This is a genomic window from Sorangium sp. So ce327, assembly GCF_051530205.1.
GTDB classification, from domain to species: Bacteria; Myxococcota_A; Polyangia; order Polyangiales; family Polyangiaceae; genus Sorangium; species Sorangium cellulosum_B.
Map to the genome: position 1 here is coordinate 473962 of NZ_CP150330.1, position 19777 is coordinate 493738.

The 19777-nt window shown below is 72.9% G+C and carries 16 protein-coding genes and 1 tRNA gene; 14 read left to right on the plus strand and 3 right to left on the minus strand.

What is annotated here, in order from left to right:
* The first annotated feature begins 170 nt into the window (after positions 1-170).
* The 11 genes from acpS (at position 171) to WME95_RS01825 (ending at position 10332) form a co-directional block, all read left to right on the plus strand.
* Positions 171-659: a holo-ACP synthase gene (gene acpS, locus WME95_RS01775; RefSeq protein WP_437548961.1), complete on the plus strand. Its 489-nt coding sequence runs from the start codon at positions 171-173 to the stop codon at positions 657-659.
* Positions 656-2452 carry an NAD(P)H-hydrate dehydratase gene (locus WME95_RS01780; protein ID WP_437548963.1) on the plus strand — a complete coding sequence of 599 codons (1797 nt, stop codon included), beginning with the start codon at positions 656-658 and terminating at the stop codon, positions 2450-2452. The genes acpS and WME95_RS01780 overlap by 4 nt, the downstream gene beginning before the upstream one ends.
* A 283-nt stretch (positions 2453-2735) precedes the next feature.
* Entirely contained in the window at positions 2736-3419 is a 684-nt protein-coding gene (locus WME95_RS01785) for an RNA polymerase sigma factor (protein ID WP_437906734.1), read from the plus strand.
* 104 nt (positions 3420-3523) lie between these two features.
* On the plus strand, positions 3524-4867 hold the full coding sequence (locus WME95_RS01790) for an NAD(P)/FAD-dependent oxidoreductase (protein WP_437906735.1): 1344 nt from the start codon (positions 3524-3526) through the stop codon (positions 4865-4867).
* Positions 4868-4926: 59 nt separating this feature from the next.
* Positions 4927-5601, plus strand: a complete 675-nt coding sequence (locus tag WME95_RS01795; protein WP_437906736.1) for a helix-turn-helix domain-containing protein — start codon at positions 4927-4929, stop codon at positions 5599-5601.
* 160 nt (positions 5602-5761) lie between these two features.
* Entirely contained in the window at positions 5762-6085 is a 324-nt protein-coding gene (locus WME95_RS01800; RefSeq protein ID WP_437906737.1) for a DUF2325 domain-containing protein, read from the plus strand.
* A 29-nt stretch (positions 6086-6114) separates the two neighbouring features.
* Complete coding sequence (locus WME95_RS01805) at positions 6115-7137, plus strand: sulfate ABC transporter substrate-binding protein (RefSeq protein ID WP_437906738.1); 1023 nt, start codon at positions 6115-6117, stop codon at positions 7135-7137.
* Positions 7138-7142: 5 nt separating this feature from the next.
* Complete coding sequence (cysT, locus tag WME95_RS01810) at positions 7143-8045, plus strand: sulfate ABC transporter permease subunit CysT (protein ID WP_437906739.1); 903 nt, start codon at positions 7143-7145, stop codon at positions 8043-8045.
* Positions 8045-8950, plus strand: coding sequence for a sulfate ABC transporter permease subunit CysW (gene cysW / locus WME95_RS01815; RefSeq protein WP_437906740.1), 906 nt, complete (start codon positions 8045-8047; stop codon positions 8948-8950). Before cysT ends, cysW begins: the two co-directional genes overlap by 1 nt.
* Before the next feature lie 263 nt (positions 8951-9213).
* A complete protein-coding gene (locus WME95_RS01820; RefSeq protein ID WP_437906741.1) occupies positions 9214-10014 on the plus strand; it encodes a hypothetical protein in 801 nt (266 codons plus the stop codon).
* Between the two features lie 246 nt (positions 10015-10260).
* Positions 10261-10332, plus strand: a tRNA-Cys gene (locus WME95_RS01825).
* Positions 10333-10504: 172 nt separating this feature from the next.
* Here WME95_RS01825 and WME95_RS01830 read toward each other — a convergent pair.
* A complete protein-coding gene (locus WME95_RS01830; protein ID WP_437548980.1) occupies positions 10505-10915 on the minus strand; it encodes an SET domain-containing protein in 411 nt (136 codons plus the stop codon).
* 212 nt (positions 10916-11127) lie between these two features.
* Between WME95_RS01830 and WME95_RS01835 the strand changes: the two genes are divergently transcribed.
* The 3 genes from WME95_RS01835 to WME95_RS01845 all read left to right on the plus strand — a co-directional run bounded on the left by WME95_RS01835 (position 11128) and on the right by WME95_RS01845 (position 14775).
* Positions 11128-13806: a penicillin-binding protein 1A gene (locus WME95_RS01835; protein ID WP_437906742.1), complete on the plus strand. Its 2679-nt coding sequence runs from the start codon at positions 11128-11130 to the stop codon at positions 13804-13806.
* Positions 13807-13951: 145 nt separating this feature from the next.
* The gene (locus tag WME95_RS01840; RefSeq protein ID WP_437906743.1) at positions 13952-14311 is read left to right on the plus strand and encodes a c-type cytochrome; all 360 of its coding nucleotides are present in this window, start codon (positions 13952-13954) and stop codon (positions 14309-14311) included.
* Positions 14308-14775, plus strand: coding sequence for a hypothetical protein (locus WME95_RS01845; protein ID WP_437906744.1), 468 nt, complete (start codon positions 14308-14310; stop codon positions 14773-14775). The genes WME95_RS01840 and WME95_RS01845 overlap by 4 nt, the downstream gene beginning before the upstream one ends.
* Before the next feature lie 54 nt (positions 14776-14829).
* On the opposite strand, the gene WME95_RS01850 is transcribed toward WME95_RS01845, so the two are convergent.
* Both WME95_RS01850 and WME95_RS01855 read right to left on the minus strand, forming a co-directional pair.
* On the minus strand, positions 14830-18465 hold the full coding sequence (locus WME95_RS01850) for an AAA family ATPase (protein ID WP_437906745.1): 3636 nt from the start codon (positions 18463-18465) through the stop codon (positions 14830-14832).
* Positions 18466-18857: 392 nt separating this feature from the next.
* Positions 18858-19328: a type II toxin-antitoxin system VapC family toxin gene (locus WME95_RS01855; RefSeq protein ID WP_437906746.1), complete on the minus strand. Its 471-nt coding sequence runs from the start codon at positions 19326-19328 to the stop codon at positions 18858-18860.
* Between the last annotated feature and the right edge of the window lie 449 nt (positions 19329-19777).

Below are 19777 nucleotides of genomic sequence, written 5' to 3' on the forward strand. Positions count from 1 at the left end.
AGGCGCGGATCGCGTTTCAGGAGGCGTCGCCATCGAATGGGGTAGAGTCGCCACATGGCCTTCCCCGTGTCTGTCCGTCCCGCCAATCGCATCGCGGCGAGCGTCGCCCGCGGAGGCGCCGTGCAACCGCCGGCCGCCGGTCCGGACGCTCGGTCGAGCGAGGGGGGCGCGTGATCCTCGGCATCGGCATCGACGTCTGCGGCATCGGACGCATGGAGGAGGCGCTCGCGCGGTGGGGGGAGCGGTTCTGGGAGCGGGTGCTGTCCGAGCCGGAGCGCCGCTCGCTCGCGCACCGCGTGGACCGGGCGACGGCGCTCGCGGGCCGCTTCGCCGCGAAGGAGGCCGTGGTGAAGGCGATGGCCGGCGCGCCGGGCGTCAGCTGGCACCACCTGGAGGTGCGCGGCGCGCCGCGCATGCCGCCGACGATGGCGCTCCACGGCCCGGCGCGCGCGCTCGCCGAGCGCATGGGCGTCCAGCGGGTCCACCTGTCGATCACGCATGATGCAGGCGTGGCGGCGGCGGTGGCTATCCTGGAAGGGGACGGCGAGAGCCGATCCCCGACCGAAGCGGACGAGGACGGCGAGAGCCGATCCCCGACCGAAGCGGACGAGGACGGCGAGAGCCGATCCAGCCTGGACGAAGGGAAAGAGCGCTCGTGATTCCGGTCCTATCGCGCGCGCAGATGCGCGCCTTCGACAAACACGCGATCCACCAGTGCCACGTCCCCGGCGTCGTCCTCATGGAGAACGCCGGCCGCGGCGCCGCCGACGTGATCTCGGCGATCATCGAGGGGCGCAGCGCCGGGCAGCCCGGCGACGCCGCGCACAGCGCGCCGCACCCGCTCGCGTCGGGCCTTTCGCCCGCGCGGGCGTTCTGGCCGGCGACGTTGCCCTCCGGGGCGGGTCTCCGGGGCCGCCCCGGGAGCGTCCCGCCGCCGCCGAACGGCCGCCGCGACGCCGAGGAGGCCCGCGCCGCGCGCATCCGATCGTTCCCGGTGCGGCACGTCCCGAGCCCGGGGCAGCCCGCGACGTACCCCCTCCACGCCCGCGTCGTCGTCGTCTGCGGGGCCGGCAACAACGGCGGCGACGGCTTCGTCGTGGCGCGCCACCTCCTCGCCCGCGGCGCGGAGGTCCAGGTCTTCCTGGCCGCCCGGTCCGAGAAGGTCACCGGCGATAGCCGCATCAACCACGACGCGTACGTGGATCTCGGCGGCGCGCTGACCGAGCTCCCCCCGGGCGCGCCCCTCGCCCCGCTCGAGGTCGCGCTCACGGGGGCCGACCTCCTCGTCGACGCGATCTTCGGCACGGGCCTCGACCGCCCCATCGAGGGCCACCTCGCCGACGTCATCGGCGTCCTCAACACGGCGACCTGCCTGTGCATCGCGCTCGACGTGCCCTCGGGCCTCGACGCCGACAGCGGCGCGCCGCTCGGCGCCGCGGTGCAGGCCGACGAGACCGTCACCTTCGGCCACCTCAAGATCGGCCTGCTCACGCCCGAGGGCGCGCGGCTCGCGGGCAACGTGCACGTCGTCGATCTCGGGGTCCCGGACCGGCCGATCCTCGCCCACGTGGGCCACGTCGCGGAGGTCCTCCGCAAGGAGACGATCGGCTCGTCGCTGCGCCCGCGCGAGGCGAGCGTCTACAAGCACCAGGCGGGCAACGTGCTCGTCATCGCCGGCTCGTCGGGCAAGCTCGGCGCCGCGCTGCTGACCGCGCGCGCGGCGATGCGGACGGGCGCGGGCCTCGTGACGATCTGCACCTGGGCCGACACCGCGCGCGCGATGGAGTCGCGCGTCGTGGAGCTGATGACGACCTCGATCGATCCGGCCCGCATCGCGGCGTCGCTCGACGACGCGCTCGCCGGGCGGCGGGCGGTCGCCATCGGCCCGGGCCTCGGCCTCGACGAGCGGGCGCGGGCCGCGGTGGATCACGTCGTGCTCGGCTGGGACGGCCTGAAGGTCGTCGACGCGGACGCCCTGACGCACTTCGTGGGCCGCCCGGAGGCGCTCGCGACCGCGCGCGGGAGCCTCATCATGACGCCGCACTCGGGCGAGCTCGGGCGGCTCCTGGGCCGGAGCGCCCGGGCCGTCGAGGAGGACCGCTTCGGCGCCGTGCGCGAGGCCGTGGCGCTCACCCGGGCGATCGTCGTGCTCAAGGGGGCGCGCACGATCATCGCGCTCCCGGACGGCCGCATGTTCATCTGCATGGCGGGCAACCCTGCGCTCGCCACCGCCGGCTCGGGCGACGTCCTGACCGGGATGATCGCGGCCCTCCTGTGCTCGATGGATCCCACCGCCGCGGCGAGCGCCGGGGTGCTGATCCACGCGCTCGCCGGCGACGTGTGGCGCGCGCAGACGGGCAGCGATCGGGGGCTCCTCGCGGGCGAGATCGCCGAGCTGGTCCCGGGCCTGATCGCCGCGCTGGCCGCCGGGAGCGACCCGCTCTCGACGTGACGCGAGCGCCTGCTCCGCCGGACGCCCCCGCCCGGCGCTCGCTCTGCTGGACGCCTCGCCCGGCGCTCGCGCGGGTGGGGCCGCTTCGCCCGGCGCGGGTGGGGCCGCCGGGCCTGGCGCGCCGCGGGGCGGCTCGCCACCCTGGCGCGCCCGTTCTCCCTGCTGTCGATTTGACACGCGCCCGCGTGTCTCCGCCCGCGCCGTTCGGCGTGATCCGCGGCCTTCGCGAGGTCCGCGCGGTGGCACCTGCCTTGCCAGTGCCGGTTACGCAGGAGGTCCCGTCATGCTCGTCCACGCCGCTCATGCCCCCGCCCGGTCCTCGAAACTAGCGCCGCCGCCCGGCGCGACGCGCGCGCTCGGGCGCGGGCCGTCCTTCGGCGTGGCGCGCGCGGCGCGGACGGCGCCGGGAGAGGGCTCGCGGGGAGCGGTCGACGAGCTGCTCCGGGGCCTTGTCGAAATGACACCGGAGCTGTTCGGCCGCGCGCTGCGGCTCTCCCGGACGCCCGCGACGGCCGAGGACCTCGTGCAGGACACGGTGGAGCGCGCGATCCGGTTCGCGGGGAGCTACGAGCCCGGGACCAACCTGCGGGCGTGGGTGCACCAGATCCTCTTCAGCGTCTTCATCACCCGCTGCCGGCGCAGCCGCCGCGAGCGCAACGCCCTCGACGTGCTCGCGACCGACCCGTGCGCGTGGACGGCGCCGGAGCGCTGCGCCGACATGCACGCGCTCTCGCCCGGCGTGCGGCGCGCGCTCGCGACGCTCCCGCCGACCTTCCGTGACACCCTGGTGCTCGTGGACCTCGAGGAGATGTCTTACAAGGACGCAGCGACGCGGCTGGGCGTCCCGGTCGGCACCGTCATGAGCCGCCTGCACCGCGGCCGGAAGCTGCTCGCCGAGGTGCTGCGGGGCGAGGCGCCGGACAGCAAGACCGAGGCGAGGAGCGACGTGAAGGCCGCGGCAGCATGAGCGATCGCGGCGCCGCGCCCGCGCGCTGCGCCTGCTTGCCGCGGTGATCCGCGCCCCCTACCATCGTCGTGCCACCGAGGAAGCGTTCCTCGCCAGGAGGCACCATGGCAACGACCGCGAGAGAGCCTCACGTCGTGATCGTCGGCGGAGGGTTCGGCGGCCTGAACGCGGCAAAGGCGCTCCGCGACGCGCCCGTCAGGGTCACCCTCGTCGACAGGACCAATCACCACCTGTTCCAGCCGCTGCTCTATCAGGTGGCGACGGCCAGCCTCTCGCCGGCCGACATCGCGGTCCCGATCCGATCGGTCCTGTCGCGCCAGCGCAACGTCCGGGTCCTGCTCGGCGAAGTGACGGGCGTGGACCTCGCCGGCCGGCGGGTCACCGTCGACGGCGACCCGCTGGACTACGACTTCCTGATCCTCGCGGTCGGCGCGACGAACAACTACTTTGGCCACGAGGAGTGGGCCCGGTTCGCGCCGGCGCTCAAGAACCTCGACGAGGCGCTCACCATCCGCGAGCGCATGCTGCTCGCCTTCGAGGCCGCCGAGCGCGAGGAGGACCCCGCGGCGCGGCGGCGGCTGCTCACGTTCGTCGTCATCGGCGGCGGCGCCACGGGCGTCGAGATGGCCGGCGCCTTCGCCGAGCTCGCGCGCTACATCCTCGCGCGCGACTTCCGCGCCCTCGACCCTTCGCTCTCTCGGGTGCTGCTCGTCGAGATCGGCGCCCGCATCCTCCAGGCCTTCCCGGAGAGCCTCTCGGCGAGCGCCGAGGAGCAGCTCACGTCCCTCGGGGTCGAGGTCATCAAGGGGCGCCGCTTCCGAAGCATCGACGAGTACGGCGTGCAGTTCGAGGACGGCGAGCGCCTCCCCGCCGCGACCGTCATCTGGGCCGCGGGGGTCCGCGGCACCCCGCTCGCGCGCGCGCTCGGCGTCGAGCTCGATCGCGTCGGCCGCGTGAAGGTCGGGCCAGACTGCTCCCTCCCCGGGCACCCGAGCGTCTTCGCGATCGGCGACATGGCCACGCTCCGCGACCGGAACGGCGTCGACGTGCCCGGCCTCAGCCCGGCCGCGATCCAGGAGGGGCGCTTCGTCGCGCGCTGCATCCTCGACGATCTCGAGCGCCGCCCGCGCGGGCAGTTCGCCTACCGCGACAAGGGGACGATGGCGACCATCGGCCGCTCGCGCGCCATCGCGAAGGTCGGGCGCCTGCAGATGTCGGGCACGCTCGCGTGGCTCGCCTGGCTGGCCGTCCACGTGCTGTTCCTTATCGGCTTCAGGAACCGCTTCACCGTCATGTTCGCGTGGATGTGGCAGTACATCACCTTCAAGCGCGGCGCCCGCCTCATCACCGGCCATACCTCGCCGGTGCTCCTGGCCGCGCCCGCGCCTTCGGTGCGTCGTCCGTCGCCCGCGAGCCCGGTCGCGGAGGCGGTCTCCGGCGGCCCCTGAGCGCGCCCTTCCCCCCGCTCGCTTGACGCGCGCCCTCCACCATGGCGGATACGCGTCCAGTGAAGGCACGCAGAGCCCAGACCCCCGCGCGATCGGCGGCCGCCGAGCCGCCGTCCCCACCCCCGCCCCCGGCGAGCGAGCCTGGCGGGGGCGACCCGGCGTTGGACGACGCGTCGGACCTCACGCCGGTCGTCGCCTCCAACCTGAAGCGGTTCCGGGCCGAGCGGGGCCTGTCGCTCGAGCGCCTGGCGAAGGCGTCCGGGGTGAGCCGGGCGATGCTGGGGCAGATCGAGCTGGGCCAGAGCACGCCGACCATCAACGTCCTCTGGAAGATCGCGCGCGCCCTCGGGGTCCCCTTCTCGGCGCTGATGAGCCAGGCGACCTCGCCCGTCACGACCGTCATGCAGGCCTCGCACGCGCGCATCCTGCGGTCTCGCAACGGCGACTTCTCTTCCCGGGCGCTCTTCCCGATGGACCGGCCGCGCAACGTGGAGTTCTACGAGCTCCGCCTCGCGCCGCGCTCGGTCGAGCACGCCGACGCGCACGCCCCGGGCACCGCGGAGAACCTGATCGTCACCGAGGGCTCGGTGGAGATCACCGTGTCCGGCGAGCGGCGCCTGCTCGAGACCGGCGACGCCATCCTGTTCGAGGCCGACAGCCCGCACAGCTACCGCAACCCGGGCAGCGCCGAGGCCGTCATGTACCTCGTCATGACCTACGGCTCGCGCGGGTAGCCCCCGCCCCATTTCCGGACCCCGCCGGCCTCGTGACCCTCCGGTATCCAAGACGTGTCATCCGTTATTTTGGCAGATCTCCCTTGCGTCCTCTGCTTTAGCGTGAGATATGTCCGTTATAGCGGCGGTCACCCGCTGCGAGGAGCAAGGAGGCGGAGCGATGCGGATCACCTGGATTGGTGGGTTGGATCGCAACCAGGCTCAGCTGGAGCGGATGGCGCTGCAGGCGGGGCACCATCTGGAGTTTCACACGGGCAACACGGGCGGCCGCGGGGCGTCCGAGCTGCGGGCGGCCATCGAGCGGGCCGATCTCGTGATCGTGCTGACCGACGTGAACAGCCACGGCGGCGTGCTCCTCGCCAAGAAGCTCTGCCAGAAGCTCGGCCGCGCGGCGTTCATGGCCCGGCGCATCGGCGCCTCGCGCTTCCAGCAGCTGCTCGACGCGCTCGCGCAGCGGGAATCGCGTTATCTCGCGGCTGGCTAAGGGAGTAGGGACGATCGATGCGATGCTTGATGACGATGCTTTGGTGTGTGCTGGCGCTGGCGCTCCCGGCGTGCTCGAAGGGCGACGCGGCCGGCGCCTCGAAGTCGGGGTCGGTGCAGATACTGAACGTCTCCTACGACCCCACGCGCGAGCTCTATGAAGAGGTGAACGCCGCCTTCGCGAAGCGCTGGAAGGAGCAGAGCGGACAGGACGTCACCATCAAGCAATCGCACGGCGGCTCGGGCAAGCAGGCCCGGTCGGTGATCGACGGGCTCGAGGCGGACGTGGTCACGCTCGCGCTCGCCTACGACGTCGATGCGGTCGCGTCCGCCGGGCTGATCAAGGAGGGATGGCAGGCGCGCCTCAAGGACAACAGCGCTCCTTACACGTCGACCATTGTCTTCCTTGTGCGCAAGGGCAACCCCAAGGGCATCAAGGACTGGGACGATCTCGTGAAGGAGGGCGTGGCGGTCATCACCCCGAACCCGAAGACCTCCGGCGGGGCGCGGTGGAACTACCTCGCTGCGTGGGGCTACGAGCTGAAGCGGGCGGGCGGCGACGAGGCGAAGGCGAAGGATTTCGTCGGCCGCCTCTTCAAGAACGTGCCCGTCCTCGACACGGGGGCGCGCGGCTCGACCACGACGTTCGTCGAGCGTGGGCTCGGCGACGTGCTGATCGCCTGGGAGAACGAGGCGCTGCTCGCGGTGAAGCATAGCGGTAAGGACAAATTCGAGGTGATCGTGCCGTCGATCAGCATCCTCGCCGAGCCGCCTGTCGCGGTGGTCGACAAGGTGGTCGACAGGCGCGGGACGAGGGCGGCGGCGGAGGCGTACCTCGCCTTCCTCTCCACGGAGGACGGCCAGCGCATCGCGGTGAAGCACTTCTACCGCCCGCGCAACCCGGCGATCCTCGCGGCGGCCGAGTCGGAGGGTGTCTTCCAGAAGGTCGCGCTCTTCTCGATTGACGAGGTCTTCGGGGGGTGGCAAAAAGCCCAGAAGGCGCACTTCTCCGACGGCGGCGTCTTCGACCAGATCTACCAGGCCGGTAAGTAGACTTCGTGGCTCTCCTCTGGCGGCGACAGAGCGTTTTGCCCGGCTTCGGGCTGGCGATGGGGATTACGGTAACGTACCTGTCGCTGCTGGTGCTCGTCCCGCTGTCGATGATCTTCCTCAAGACGGCGACGCTCCAGCCCGCCGAGATCTGGGCGGTGGTGACCTCGCCGCGCGCCGTCGCCTCGCTGAAGATGAGCTTTGCCGCGTCGCTCATCGCGGCGGGCATCAACGCGGTCTTCGGCGTCCTCGTGGCGTGGGTGCTCGTCCGCTACAGCTTTCCGGGCAAGTCGATCGTCGACGCGCTCGTCGACCTGCCCTTCGCGCTCCCGACGGCGGTCGGCGGCATCGCGCTCACGGCCATCTATGCGCAGCAGGGGTGGGTCGGTCGGTTCCTGTACCCGCTCGGGATCCAGAGCGCCTTCAGCCGCCTGGGCGTCGTCATTGCGCTCACCTTCGTGGGGCTCCCGTTCGTCGTGCGGACCGTCCAGCCGGTGATGGAGGAGCTCGAGGTCGACCAGGAAGAGGCGGCGGCGTCGCTCGGCGCGGGCCGCTTCGAGATCTTCCGTCGCATCCTCCTGCCCGCGCTCTGGCCATCGATCCTCACCGGGTTCGCGATGTCGTTCGCGAGGGCGTTCGGTGAGTACGGGTCGGTCGTGTTCATCTCCGGGAACATGCCCCTCAAGACGGAGATCGCGCCGCTCGTCATCATGACCAAGCTCGAGCAGTACGACTACGCGGGCGCGACGGCGCTCGCGATGGTGATGCTTCTCTGCTCCTTCGTGCTCCTCTTCCTGATCAACCGACTCCAGTCCTGGAGCGGCGCGCGCGGGTCGTCGCGGAGCGCTGTCGAAGCGCCCAAGCCTGCGTCCGAGCGGCCCGCGGGGGCCACGCCCGGGGTCGCGTCGTAGTGGCTGGCGCGGCGGGCAAGCTGCGGGTCAGGTCGCGCGGGGCGGTGCGCGGCGCGACGTCCGAGCCCCCGCTGGTGCGCTGGGCGCTGACGGCGGCGGCGCTCGCGTTCCTCGGGTTCTTCCTCTTCCTGCCGGTCGTGGCGGTGTTCATCGAGGCGTTGAAGGACGGCCTCTCGGGGTACTGGCGGGCGATCACCGCGCCGGACGCCATCGCCGCCATCGAGCTGACGCTCACGACCGCGGTCATCGCCGTGCCGCTCAACCTCGTCTTCGGCGTGGCCGCGGCCTGGGCGATCGCGCGCTTCGAGTTCACGGGAAAGAGCCTGCTCGTCACGCTCATCGATCTGCCGTTCGCGGTCTCGCCGGTGATCTCCGGCATGATCTTCGTCCTGCTCTTCGGGGCGCAAGGGGTGGTCGGCCCCTGGCTCATCGAGCACGACCTCCGGGTCATCTTCGATCGTCCGGGGATCATCCTCGCGACGACGTTCGTGACGTTCCCGTTCGTCGCGCGCGAGCTCATCCCGTTCCTGGAGAGCCAGGGGGCCGACGAGGAGCACGCGGCGCTGTCGCTCGGCGCGAGCGGGTGGAGCATGTTCTTCCGCATCACCCTCCCCAACGCCAAGTGGGGCCTGCTCTACGGCGTGGTGCTCTGCAACGCGCGGGCGATGGGCGAGTTCGGCGCGGTGTCGGTCGTCTCGGGGCATATCCGGGGGCAGACCAACACCATGCCGCTGCACGTCGAGGTGCTCTACAACGAGTTCCACTTCTCGGCGGCGTTCGCGGTCGCCTCGTTGCTCGTCCTGCTCGCGCTCCTGACGCTCGTGGCGAAGCGCCTTATCGAAGGCCGGGCGCAGCGAGACGCCGCTCCGGAGATCGACCCGGCGGCGAAGGCCGGCGCGGGGTGACGCGCTCGCGATAGAGCGCGCGCGCGGGACGGAGCGCGCGATGAAGCGAGGGCCGCCGGAGGACTCGGCGCGAGCGGTACGAGAGGGAGCGCCGGAGACTCGGCGCTTCCCTGGAATCGCCGTTGCGCGGGAGAACGGATGGCGCGCGGAGAACAGCAGATCTCGACGCTCCGACGCGGGTGAGCGCCGCGGGAGGTGCGCTGTCGGGGCGCGCCCAACTTGCGATTGGCCCCCGGCGCTCCAGGTTCGAGGGAGGGGTCACCATGCGGTTCTTCGAAGCGGTTGGGCGTGTGATCGGGGGAGCGCTGTCTCCTATCGCCGGGGGGGGCAGCTTCATCCGGAGAGCGAGGCTGTTCCATCCCGACGGCGTGGTCTACTGCGCGGGGGTGAAGGCGCTCGCGGTGGAGGGCGAGGTCGGCGCGCTGGCCCAGCGGCTGGCGGGGCCGGCGCTCGTGCGGCTCTCGGGCGGGATGTGGCGGTGGCGGGGCGGCAAGGGCGAGCGCCGTCCGGATGTGCTGGGGGTCGCGGTGCGCTTCCGGACCAGCGAAGAGGTGACGCCGGCCGCGAGCGCCGGCGATCAGGACCTCCTCTTCGTGAGCGCGCGCCGACTCTTGCTGCTCCCGTTCGCCCTGTTCACGACGAAGAGGCACGACTTCCTGGACAACGACTACTACGCGCTGGCGCGGTTCGACGTGGCCGGCTTCGGTCGCGCGGAGTTCCGCCTGGTGCCGCTGCGCGCGGCGGCGGTGAAAGGCAACCGCCTGGAGAAGCTGGAGCGCGCCGCTGCGGCGGGGCTCGCGCTGCTGCGCCTCGAGGTGAGGCGAGGGGGCTCGCGCGCGCGGTGGATGGCAGTGGCCGATATGGAGCTGTACGAGCCGGTGGACATCGACCAGCGCGCCCTCCGCTTCAACCCGTTCCAGACGGGGAAGGGGATCGTGCCGCGCGGGTTGATCCAGGCGACGCGACGGGCGGTCTACACGGCCAGCTACATCGGGCGAGCCCTGGGGGGGCGGGAGAGGGTGCCGCGCGCGGGAGGGGCGCGGCGCGGCGGGCGCGAACAGTAAGCAGCGCGGGTGTCCTGGAGGGCTGCGGCGGGAACGCGCCGGAGCCCCCCTCCGCCGGCTCCGGGATCGGGGCGGAGGGAGCTGGAAGCCGGAACGACGCCAGAACGACGCCAGAACGACGACAGAACGAGCGCGGCGGAGCGCCCGGCTGAAGGGACGGCTCGGCCGCGTGAATGTAGACGGCGGTATAAAGGCGTTGACAGCCGGGCAGAGATGAGGCATGACCTCCCGCCGCTTCGAACAGTCGGTGAGGTAGCCAAGTGGTTAGGCAACGGTTTGCAAAACCGTTATACGCGGGTTCGAATCCCGTCCTCACCTCCGCAACGACGACAGTCCGGCCTGTGTGATGCCCAGGCGTTGACCTGGATGCCGCTGCCGCAAGAGGCGAGCGCGGAGCGCCGGTGCGGGTGCCTGGCGGTCGCCAGCGCGCCTGTATCGTCGACGTGAGCCGGAGCGATACGGCCGTCGCCGCGGCGCTGGCGCCCTCGCCTCAGCGAGGATCGAACCAGGTGTAGCCGTAGTCGAAGCAGAGCTCCTCGCCCGCCTGGATGTCGCGGAGCGCGATGGCAGCCATCGAGTCCGGCACCGGACCGTCATCCATCTCGACGTTGGGTGTCGTCGAGTGGTTGTAGAGCGCGAGCAACCCCCACGCATACGCCTTCTCCCGCCCGGGCTCCTTCCCCCACGTGAACACGTGATGGAGCGCCTGGCAGCCGCGGTGCTCCTCGGTCTTCAGATCCGAGGCCGGGAAACAGCTGACAGCGGCCCACTCGACGACGGCGCCCTTCGGCAGGAACCGGCGGGCGAAGACGCCCCGGCCCTTCCCGGGGATGCGGCGCCACACGACGTTCGGATGGAACTGGTTCTCGGCGATGAAGGCGTCGATTTCCTGGTCGGTCATGGCGGGCGCCACCGACGCTATCACGCCCCACCATCTCCGCGGCTGCTCGCGGGCAATTCCTTCGAGGAAAAGCGGATGAGCTGGCGCGGAACATCGATGGATCGGCGGCTGGCCGGCGCCCTCCGCGGCGCCCGTCCTCGTGATACCGTGGCGCGGCTGGAACACCCCATCCGGGCGCCGCGGTGGCGCCGCTGGCTCCAGCGCGCGGATGCATGGCCTCGGATCTCCCACGAAAACCCGCCGCGCCACCTGAAGGACCCGGCCCACGATCCGCGCCGGCGGAGCCCAGTTACCCGCACGACGCGGGCGCGGCGGGCTCCGACCCGCCGCCGAGCGATCGCGCGCCGACGCGGCTCTGGTCGCCTCGAGGCCCGGCGCAGGCGCCGCCCCCTGGGCCTCCGCCCGACGGGCCGGGCGCGACCGTCCCGTGGTCGCCCGGGCCGCACCCGCCGGCGCCACCGGGCCGCCGCGCGCAGGAGGGCACGCCGGGAAGAGCGCGCGCCCTCGTCAGGGCGGCGCTCGATCACCCGCTATGGCAGCACCCGCTGTGGAAGCGCGCGGGCGCGGCGCTCCGCGCGGCCTTCCAGCGGCAGCCCCGGGGCGCCGGGCCCAGGCCGCCGCTCCGCGCCCAGCTCGCCCGCTGGGGCAAGGGGCTCGCGATCGCCCTCGCGTGCCTCCTCGCCGCCGCCGTGATCGCGTTCTTCCTCATCGTCCGCCACTACGAGCGCGACCTGCCGACCACGGCGGAGCTGAAGAATTACAGCCCGCCGCAGGTGACGCGGTTCCTCGCGCGCGACGGCACGGTGATCGGCGAGCTCTTCGTCGAGCGCCGCACGCTCGTGCCGGTCACCGAGATCCCGCCGGTGATGAGCCTCGCGGCGCTCGCGGCCGAGGACGCCAGGTTCTACAAACACGACGGCCTCAATTACCTGGGCATGCTCCGCGCGCTGATCGTCAATCTGCGCTCGGCGGAGGCGCGCCAGGGCGGCAGCACGATCACCCAGCAGGTCGTGAAGAACGTGCTGCTCACGCACGAGCGCACGATCGACCGGAAGATGCGCGAGCTCCTCCTCGCGCGCCGCATCGAGCAGGAGCTCACGAAGGACCAGATCCTCGAGCTCTACCTGAACCACATCTACTTCGGGCACGGGCGCTACGGGGTCGAGGAGGCGGCGCGGTTCTACTTCGGCAAGAGCGTCCGGCAGGTCACGCTGGCCGAGGCGGCGCTCCTCGCGGGCATCGTGAAGGGGCCCTCCATTTACTCGCCGCGCGTCAACAAGGAGCGCGCAGAGAAGCGCCGCGCCTTCGTGCTCGGCCAGATGCGCGAGAAGCGCTTCCTGCCCGCGGCGCAGATCGACGCCGCGCTCGCGGAGCCGATCCGCCTCGCGCCCGAGCCGGAGCACCTGGACGAGCTCGCGCCCGAGGTCCTCGCCGAGGCCGAGCGCGCGCTGCGGAAGGCCGTCGGGCCCGACGCCAGGTACGGCGGCTACACGGTCGTGACCTCGATCGACCCGAAGATGCAGGCGGCGGCGCGCGCGGCGGTGCGCCAGAACCTCGACGCCTACGCCGCGCGGCACGGGCTCGTCGCGCCGTTCACGCGCGCCAAGGGGGATCCGGCGCCCTTCCAGGGCGCGCCCAAGGACGCGGGCCGCGTCTACCTGGGCGCGGTGACCGGCGCCGACGACGCGCGCGGCACCCTGGCCGTCCGCGTCGGCGCGGCGCAGGGCAGCGTCGATCTGCGCAAGGAGCGCCGGTACAACCCGCGCGGGCTCCCGCCGAGCCGCTTCGCCGAGGTCGGCAAGGTGCTGCGCGTGCGCTTCGAGGGCGACCCCGAGGCCGGCAAGCTCCGGCTCGACCTCGGCCCGCAGGGCGCGCTCATCGCGATCGACGCGCGCACGCGCGAGATCGTCGCGCTCGCGGGCGGCTACGAGGGCGCGCGCGGCGGCCTCGATCGGGCGAGCCGCGCGCTCCGCCAGCCGGGATCGACCTTCAAGGCGATCGTCTACGGCTACGGCATCCATTCGCGCAAGCTCACGGCGGCCTCGATGCTCGAGACCGATCCGGCGGCGCTCGATGGCTATCGGCCCGGCAACTACGACGAGAGCGAGGGGCAGAGCCCGAAGCGCCTGCGCGAGGCGCTCGCCCACAGCGTGAACGTGGCCGCTGTGTCGGCGCTCCGGGACGTCGGCCCCGAGGCCGTCGTCGCGTGGGCGCGCGAGCTCGGGATCACGTCGAAGCTCGGCGCCGACCTGTCCCTCGCGCTCGGCTCCTACGAGGTGACCCCGCGCGAGATGGCGGCCGCCTACGCGACGTTCGCCGCGGGCGGCGCGTACCAGGAGCCCGTCCTCGTGACGAAGATCACGGGCCCGCGCGGCGAGGCGCTGCCCCTGCCGGCGCGGCCCCCGCCGCGCCCTGTGATGACCGCGGCGGAGGCGTACCTCACGACGGACCTGCTCACCTCGGTCGTGAAGGTCGGCACGGCGAAGCAGGCGCTCTCGCTGCGCCGGCCGATCGCCGGCAAGACCGGGACGACGAACGACGCGAGGGACGCGTGGTTCGTCGGCTACTCGACCGACATCGCGTGCGCCGTGTGGACCGGCTTCGACGACGCCACGACGCTCGGCGCGCGCGAGGTGGGCAGCAGCGCCGCCCTGCCGGCCTTCATCGCGTTCATGGAGAAGGCGCACGCGGGGCGGCCGGCGACCGACTTCCCGGAGCCGCTCGGGATCGTGCGCCTCCCGATCGATCCGGCGAGCGGGATGGAGGCGTTCCCGGGCCAGGAGGGCGCCGTGGAAGAGGTGTTCCTCGAGGGCACCGAGCCGACCGGCGTCGCGGTGCCGGACCCGGCCGCGATCGGGCAGGGGATCCTGGACCTCTTCAAGACGCAGTGATCGTCGCGAGGCGACCGCGCTTCCCCGGCCCCCCTACGCCGCGACCTCCAGCTCGGGCTGGCCGGGCGCGCGGCGCCCTGGTGATCCTCGCGGCGAGACGCCGGCCCCACGCGGGCCGCCGCGCGCTATGTTCCGGCGCGCCCGCATGAAGTGGTCACCGATCCTCGCCGCCCTGCTCCTGCTCGCGGCCGCGTGCAAGAGGCCCGACCCCGCCGAGGCGGTCGCGCTCTCGCCGCAGGCCGCGAAGGGCAAGGCCATGTTCTCCACCCTCTGCGCGGCGTGCCACGCCCCCAGCGCCAAGCTGGTCGGCCCTCCGCTCAGCGAGCTCGCAGGGCTCTACAAGGACGATCCCGCGGGCATCGTCCGCTGGGCCGTGACCCCGGGGCGAAAGCGCGCCGACGTCCCCCCGATGCCCAGCTTCCGCGGCGTCCGGGAGTCGGATCTCGCCGACATCGCGCAGTACATCATCGAGGCCGGCACCGCGGCCGGAAAGCAAGGTCCATGATCTATTCGTTCGTCCTCGTCGCGCACTCGTGGCTGCGCTGGGTCGTCCTGCTGCTCGGGCTCCTGGCGCTCGCGCGGTCGGTCCGCGGCTGGGCCCAGCGGGGGCCGTGGACGGCGGCGGATCGCAAGGTCGGCGCGGCGTTCGTGGGCTCGCTCGACGCCCAGTTCCTCCTCGGCATCCTGCTCTACACCGCGCTCAGCCCGCTCAGGCCCACGTCGCTGGCCGCGCTGAAGGCCGCCATGCCCATCGCGGCGCTGCGCTTCTTCGCCGTCGAGCACATCTTCGCCATGATCGTGGCGGTGGTGGTCGCCCATGTCGCCTGGGCCCGAGCGAAGCGAGCCCCGGACCCCACCGCGCAGCACCGGCGCCTGGCGATCGGCGTCGTCATCACGCTGCTCGTGATCCTCGCGGCCATCCCCTGGCCCTCCATGGTCTACGGTCGGCCGCTCTTCCGGCTGCCCTGAGAGGCCGCCCATCGTCGCCTGCGCATTCCCCGAGCAGCTGCCCGGGGCGCAGGCTCACGCCACGTCCTCCCGGCTCATCCGGAGCAGCCACAGCGGCGCCAGCGCCTGCGACAGGCTGCGCACCAGCGCCGACTCGGCATACCCCATCACGTAGTCCTCGATCTCGATCGGCGACGTCGCGCCCGGGCGGCGCGGCGGGTCGAACCGGACCCGCCGCACCACCGGGAGGAGCTCGGCCGGGTTCGGCGGGAGCGCGCGCCCGCGCCGCGCCGCCTCGTCGAACGCCGCCTGCTGGTCGAGGTGCTCCCGGACCGCGCCCGCCGGCGAGAGGCCCGGCCGGGCCGGCAGGACGCGCACCCGCACCACCTCGGGGCCGCGCGAGAGCGACGTCCAGACGTGCGCGCCCGTCTCGAGCTCGAAGAAGTCCATCACGCACAGGCCCACGACGCTCAGGACGAGGAGCTCCGCCCCGCGCCCGGGGGCGGCGAGCATCGCCTCGAGCCCCGCCGCCCCGCGGCCCTGCTCGACCACGCGCGCGCGCCCGTCGCCGTCGGACGCGCTGCCGAGCGGCGCGCACGCCCACCCCTCCACCTCGCCCCCTGCCTCGCCGTAGGCGCGCGCGAGCGCCTCGAAGAGCCCCTCCTCGGGCTCGTCGCGCCCGCCGGCCGGCCTCTCGTCGAAGCGCGCCGCGCGGAGCAGCTCGATGAGGACCGCGTGCTGGCCCGGCTCGTCCACCTTGCGGAGCGCGCGCCGGAGCGCGTGGCCCTCCGCGATGCACTCCAGGACCTCCTGCTTCGCCGGCCGGCGCAGCGGGCCCGGCAGCTGGCGCCGGTGGAACAGGCGCACCCGGGAGCGGCTCCACTCGTCCTCGACCGTCACGTAGCCGAACCGCCGCACCTCCAGGTCGAGGTGCTGCTGCTCGTCGTCGTCGCCGCTCCGCCGCCGGACGAGGTCGATCCGCTCGCGGAACGCCCGGATCGCGCCGCGCATGGCGTCGAGGTTGTAGACCGCCTCGGCATGCTCGTGCGCCTCGGGCCCCTCCGCGGCGGTCCGGCCGTGCTCCGCGAGGTGGTAGCGGATCCGCTCGGAGAGGCGCGCGAGGCCGTCGCTCCGCTCGAGCGCGTCGACGAACTCGAGCAGCGGCGAGAGCTCCGCCGTGAGCGCGCCGAGCGGCCTCGCCATGAGCGGCGCGAGGGCCCACGCCGCGGCCGCGGGCTCGGCCTCCGCGAGCGCCTCGCGGTGCAGCGCAAACGCTGGGGACCCGGGCGACTCGGGCGACCCGCGGGACGCGGCGCCCTCGCCCGCCGCGGCGGCGCCGTCGCCGCGCGCGGTCGTGAAGATGCGGATCACCTGCATCGCGGCGGGCGCGCCGCGGGTGAGCGCGTCGCTCAGCAGCGATCCGATCTCGTCCTCGATGAACCGCTTCACCGAGCGGGCGCCGTCCTCGGCCACGAACGCCTCGCGCGCGATCCGCTCGGCCACGCCGGCGCCCCGGCGCACGAAGACGCTCCGCTCGGCGAGCCCGCGCCGGCCGAGCAGCCGGTCGAGCTCCTTCTCGGCCACCCGCACCGCCACCTCGGGCGTCAGCGGGCGGAACGGCACGACGCGATCGATCCGGTTGAACAGCTCGGGCGGGAAGAAGTCGCGCACCGCCCGCGCGACCTCCTGGGCCGACTCCTCCGCGATCGCGAGCGCCCGCGCCTCGGAGAGCCCCGCGCCGCCGAAGCCGACGAGCGCCCGCGACCGCGCGCCCAGGTTGGACGTCATCACCACCACCGCGTGGTGGAAGTGCGCGGGCCTCGCCGCGGCGTCCGTGAGCCGCCCGTCCTCGAAGAGCTGGAGCAAGAGGCCGTGCACCGACGGGTGCGCCTTCTCGATCTCGTCGAGCAGCACAAGCGAGAACGGCTGCTCCCGCACCCGCTGCGTCAGGAGCCCGTCGGGCGCGTAGCGATCGCCGACGAGCCGCGCCGGCGCGTCCGGGCCGCTCTGCTCGCTCATGTCGAAGCGGAGCAGGCGCGACGCGCTGCCGTAGATGAGCTCCGCCATGCACCTGGCGAGCTCGGTCTTGCCCGTCCCCGTCGGCCCGGTGAAGAGGTACACGCCGTACGGGCGCCGCGGATCCACGAGGCCCGCCTTGATGCGCGAAACGAGGTCCGCCGCCGCGCGCACGGCCTCCGGCTGGCCGATCACCCGCCGGCCGAGCTCCTCCTCCAGCGCGCCGGCGTCGAGCGGCTCGTCGCCACCGAGGAGGAGCCGCGGTACGCCGGTCTTCTGCGACAGGAGCCGCAGCACGTCCTGCGAGCCGATCGGGCGCGGAGCGTGGCCGCGCGCCGGCCACGGCTCGCCGGAGGGCGAGGGCGTCACGCCCGCGCGGACGACCTCGCGCAGGAGGTCGATGGCCTTGCCCGGCAGCGCCTGCGCCGAGAGGAGCGATCCGCCGAGGTCGAGGATCGTCCGCAGCACGTACGGGCTCACGCGGGCGGCGTGGCGCTGCTCGAGCGCGCGGACCTCCCGCACCATGAGGCGGAACGTCTCGGAGGGCGTCGCCTCGGGGAGGAAGAGCGGCGTGAACAGGGCCGCGAACGACGGGGACTCCTGCTCGAGGAGGCGGAACGCCTCGGGGGAGCACTCGCCGACCATCACGATCTCGCGGCGGGAGAGCGGGCCGCGGAAGAAGTCGGCGAGCGAGCGTTCGCTCTCGCGCGACCTGCCGATCCGGCCGAAGTGGTGGAGGTCGTCGATCACGAGGATCGCGCCGCGGCTGCGCGCGTCCTCGACGAGCTCGACGCACCGCTTCTCCCAGTCGCCGAGGTGGCTCATCCCGGCGATGAGCCTGCGGCCGCTCACGGCGACGACGTCGCGGACGCGGTCGAGGTTCTTGTGCGCGCCGTACCCGTCGGCCGCGAGGAGGTCGAGCACCGCCCGGTGGATCAAGGTCGTCTTGCCGCACCCCGGCGGGCCGACGACGACGACGGGCTGCGCCCTGCCCGCGCCGAGCAGCAAGGCGAGCTGCTCGCGCTGCGGCGATCGCGGCACGCCCGCGTCGAGGTTGCCCTGGGCCGCGCGCTGCGTGAGGCTCACGCCGAGGCTCGGCAGGACCTTGAGGCCCCGGCGCTTCTTCCAGCGGAACGCCGGATCGGCGCCGGTGTCGTCGTCGCCCGGTCGCTCCGGCAGGTCCGCGAGCGCCGAGCGCGGGGCGCACGAGAACGACAGCGCCGTGATGCGCTCCTTGCCCCGGCTCCAGAGCCGCGCGATCTCGTCGTCGTCGAGCGCGGCCCACGCGACCTGGAACAGCGCGCGGAGCTGATCGTCCAGCGGGAGATCCTCGCGGATCGGCGCGGCCTCGCCCTGGCGGGCGGGGTGGTAGGCGAAGACGACGCGCTCGTGCTCCGAGGCCCAGCGCGGCTCGATCACGACGGGGCAGAGCCCGCTCACCTTGCGCCGCTCGGCGGCGCCGGAGAGCGTGAGCTCGAGGCGCACCTTCTCGATCCGGATGCCGCGGGGGAACTCGAAGCGCGCGAGCTCGGCCGCGCGCGCCTTCTCGAAGACGGCCCTGAGCTCCTCGGTGAGCAGGCGCCGGACGCGCTCCGCGTGCCGCCCCTCCCGCGAGCGCGTGCTCGGGCCGAGGCCGAGCGTCACGCACTCGACGTTCGTGGTCCGCCGTTCGAAGAGCGGGATCGTGAAGTGCACGGCAGCGAGTGTACTGGGCCAGGCGGGCTGTCCAAGAGCTCCAAGAGAACGCGCGAGCGGTGGCCGCCGCCCGTCGCACGGCTCTGCGGAGCCGCGAAGCTGTACGTGCGGACCTGCCTGGTCGGCGTCGTTGCTACGCCAGCTCGCCTACCTGGGCGCGCCGCCATGCCCCGCCGACGTCGAGCGAAGCCGCCGGGGGAGTTCCCCGCCTCATGAAGCTTTCTTCGTAAGGCGAACTTTTCGCGGAGGAAGCCTTTCAGCTTTCCGGGCACTCTGTGCCTGCCGAGCCTTCGCGGCTTCGGCGATCTTCCGGATATCATCCCCGGCCGCTCGCGACAGAGCTTCGCGGATTGCGTGGACCTCTTCGACGATCGGATCAGTCGGCATCGCGGTTACTCCTTTGGCAGCTCGAGCGGCGTGCAGATGACGGGGGGCTCGAAGCCGTCGACACGGCACAGCTCTTCAATCCTCTCACGCGTCGCTGCGTTTGCAATGTGCTTGCAGTTCCACGTGAGCAAGAAGTCCATCCCGTGCACCGCGGCCATCGCAACGTGAAGCGCGTCCACGCGGGCCTTCGCGGGCAATCCGCCCCCCACGACCAGGTTGCTAGCGAGCAGAATGGCTTCCTCGGTGATGTCCAGGAGCGTGGCACCGCGAAGCGCGTCGAGGCGTCGGGCCGCAGCATCCCCATCGCCGGCCCCAGCCTCGTCAAGCACGAACTGCGAGATGAAAAGCGTAAAATCGTCGCGCGAAGCCCACCACTCACGAGTGACCTGCTGATGCGCAGCCTGAACCAGATCGCGTGACGGCCGCGCGGTCAAGTAGCTGACGATCGTGGTTTCGAGGTACAGCCTGGGCTTCATGAGGAGCCTGATGCTACCACGGGAGCGGACGCTGGCCCGGCCCGTGGCGGAAGCACCCGTCGCCTGCGGGCCATGGGTGCGGCATGCGGGGGCACCGCCCGGGCGTCAGCGGGCCTTGCTGTCGGCGCTGGCCGCTCGCGGGCTGCGATCTGTCTCCAGGAGGCCCTCGCGCTTCAGGGTCGCGAGGTGTGTCTCGAGGCGAGAGCGGAGCTCGTCGTCCTCAGACGCGTAGCTCAAGTACACCCGGATGCGCGATCGCGCGTCGTCGATGCATGCGAGCGTCCTTCGTGGCGGCAGACTGAGGTGGCGCGGCGGTCGCGTCGACGGCTGCTAACAGATCGAGGTGAATACGCGCCTGCAAGAGACCTGGCCGCACGAGGTCGATCCACGTGTGTCGCTCGTGCGGGGAGAGGGCCGCTCCCCACTCCTGCTCCCGGAGCCATGTCTCC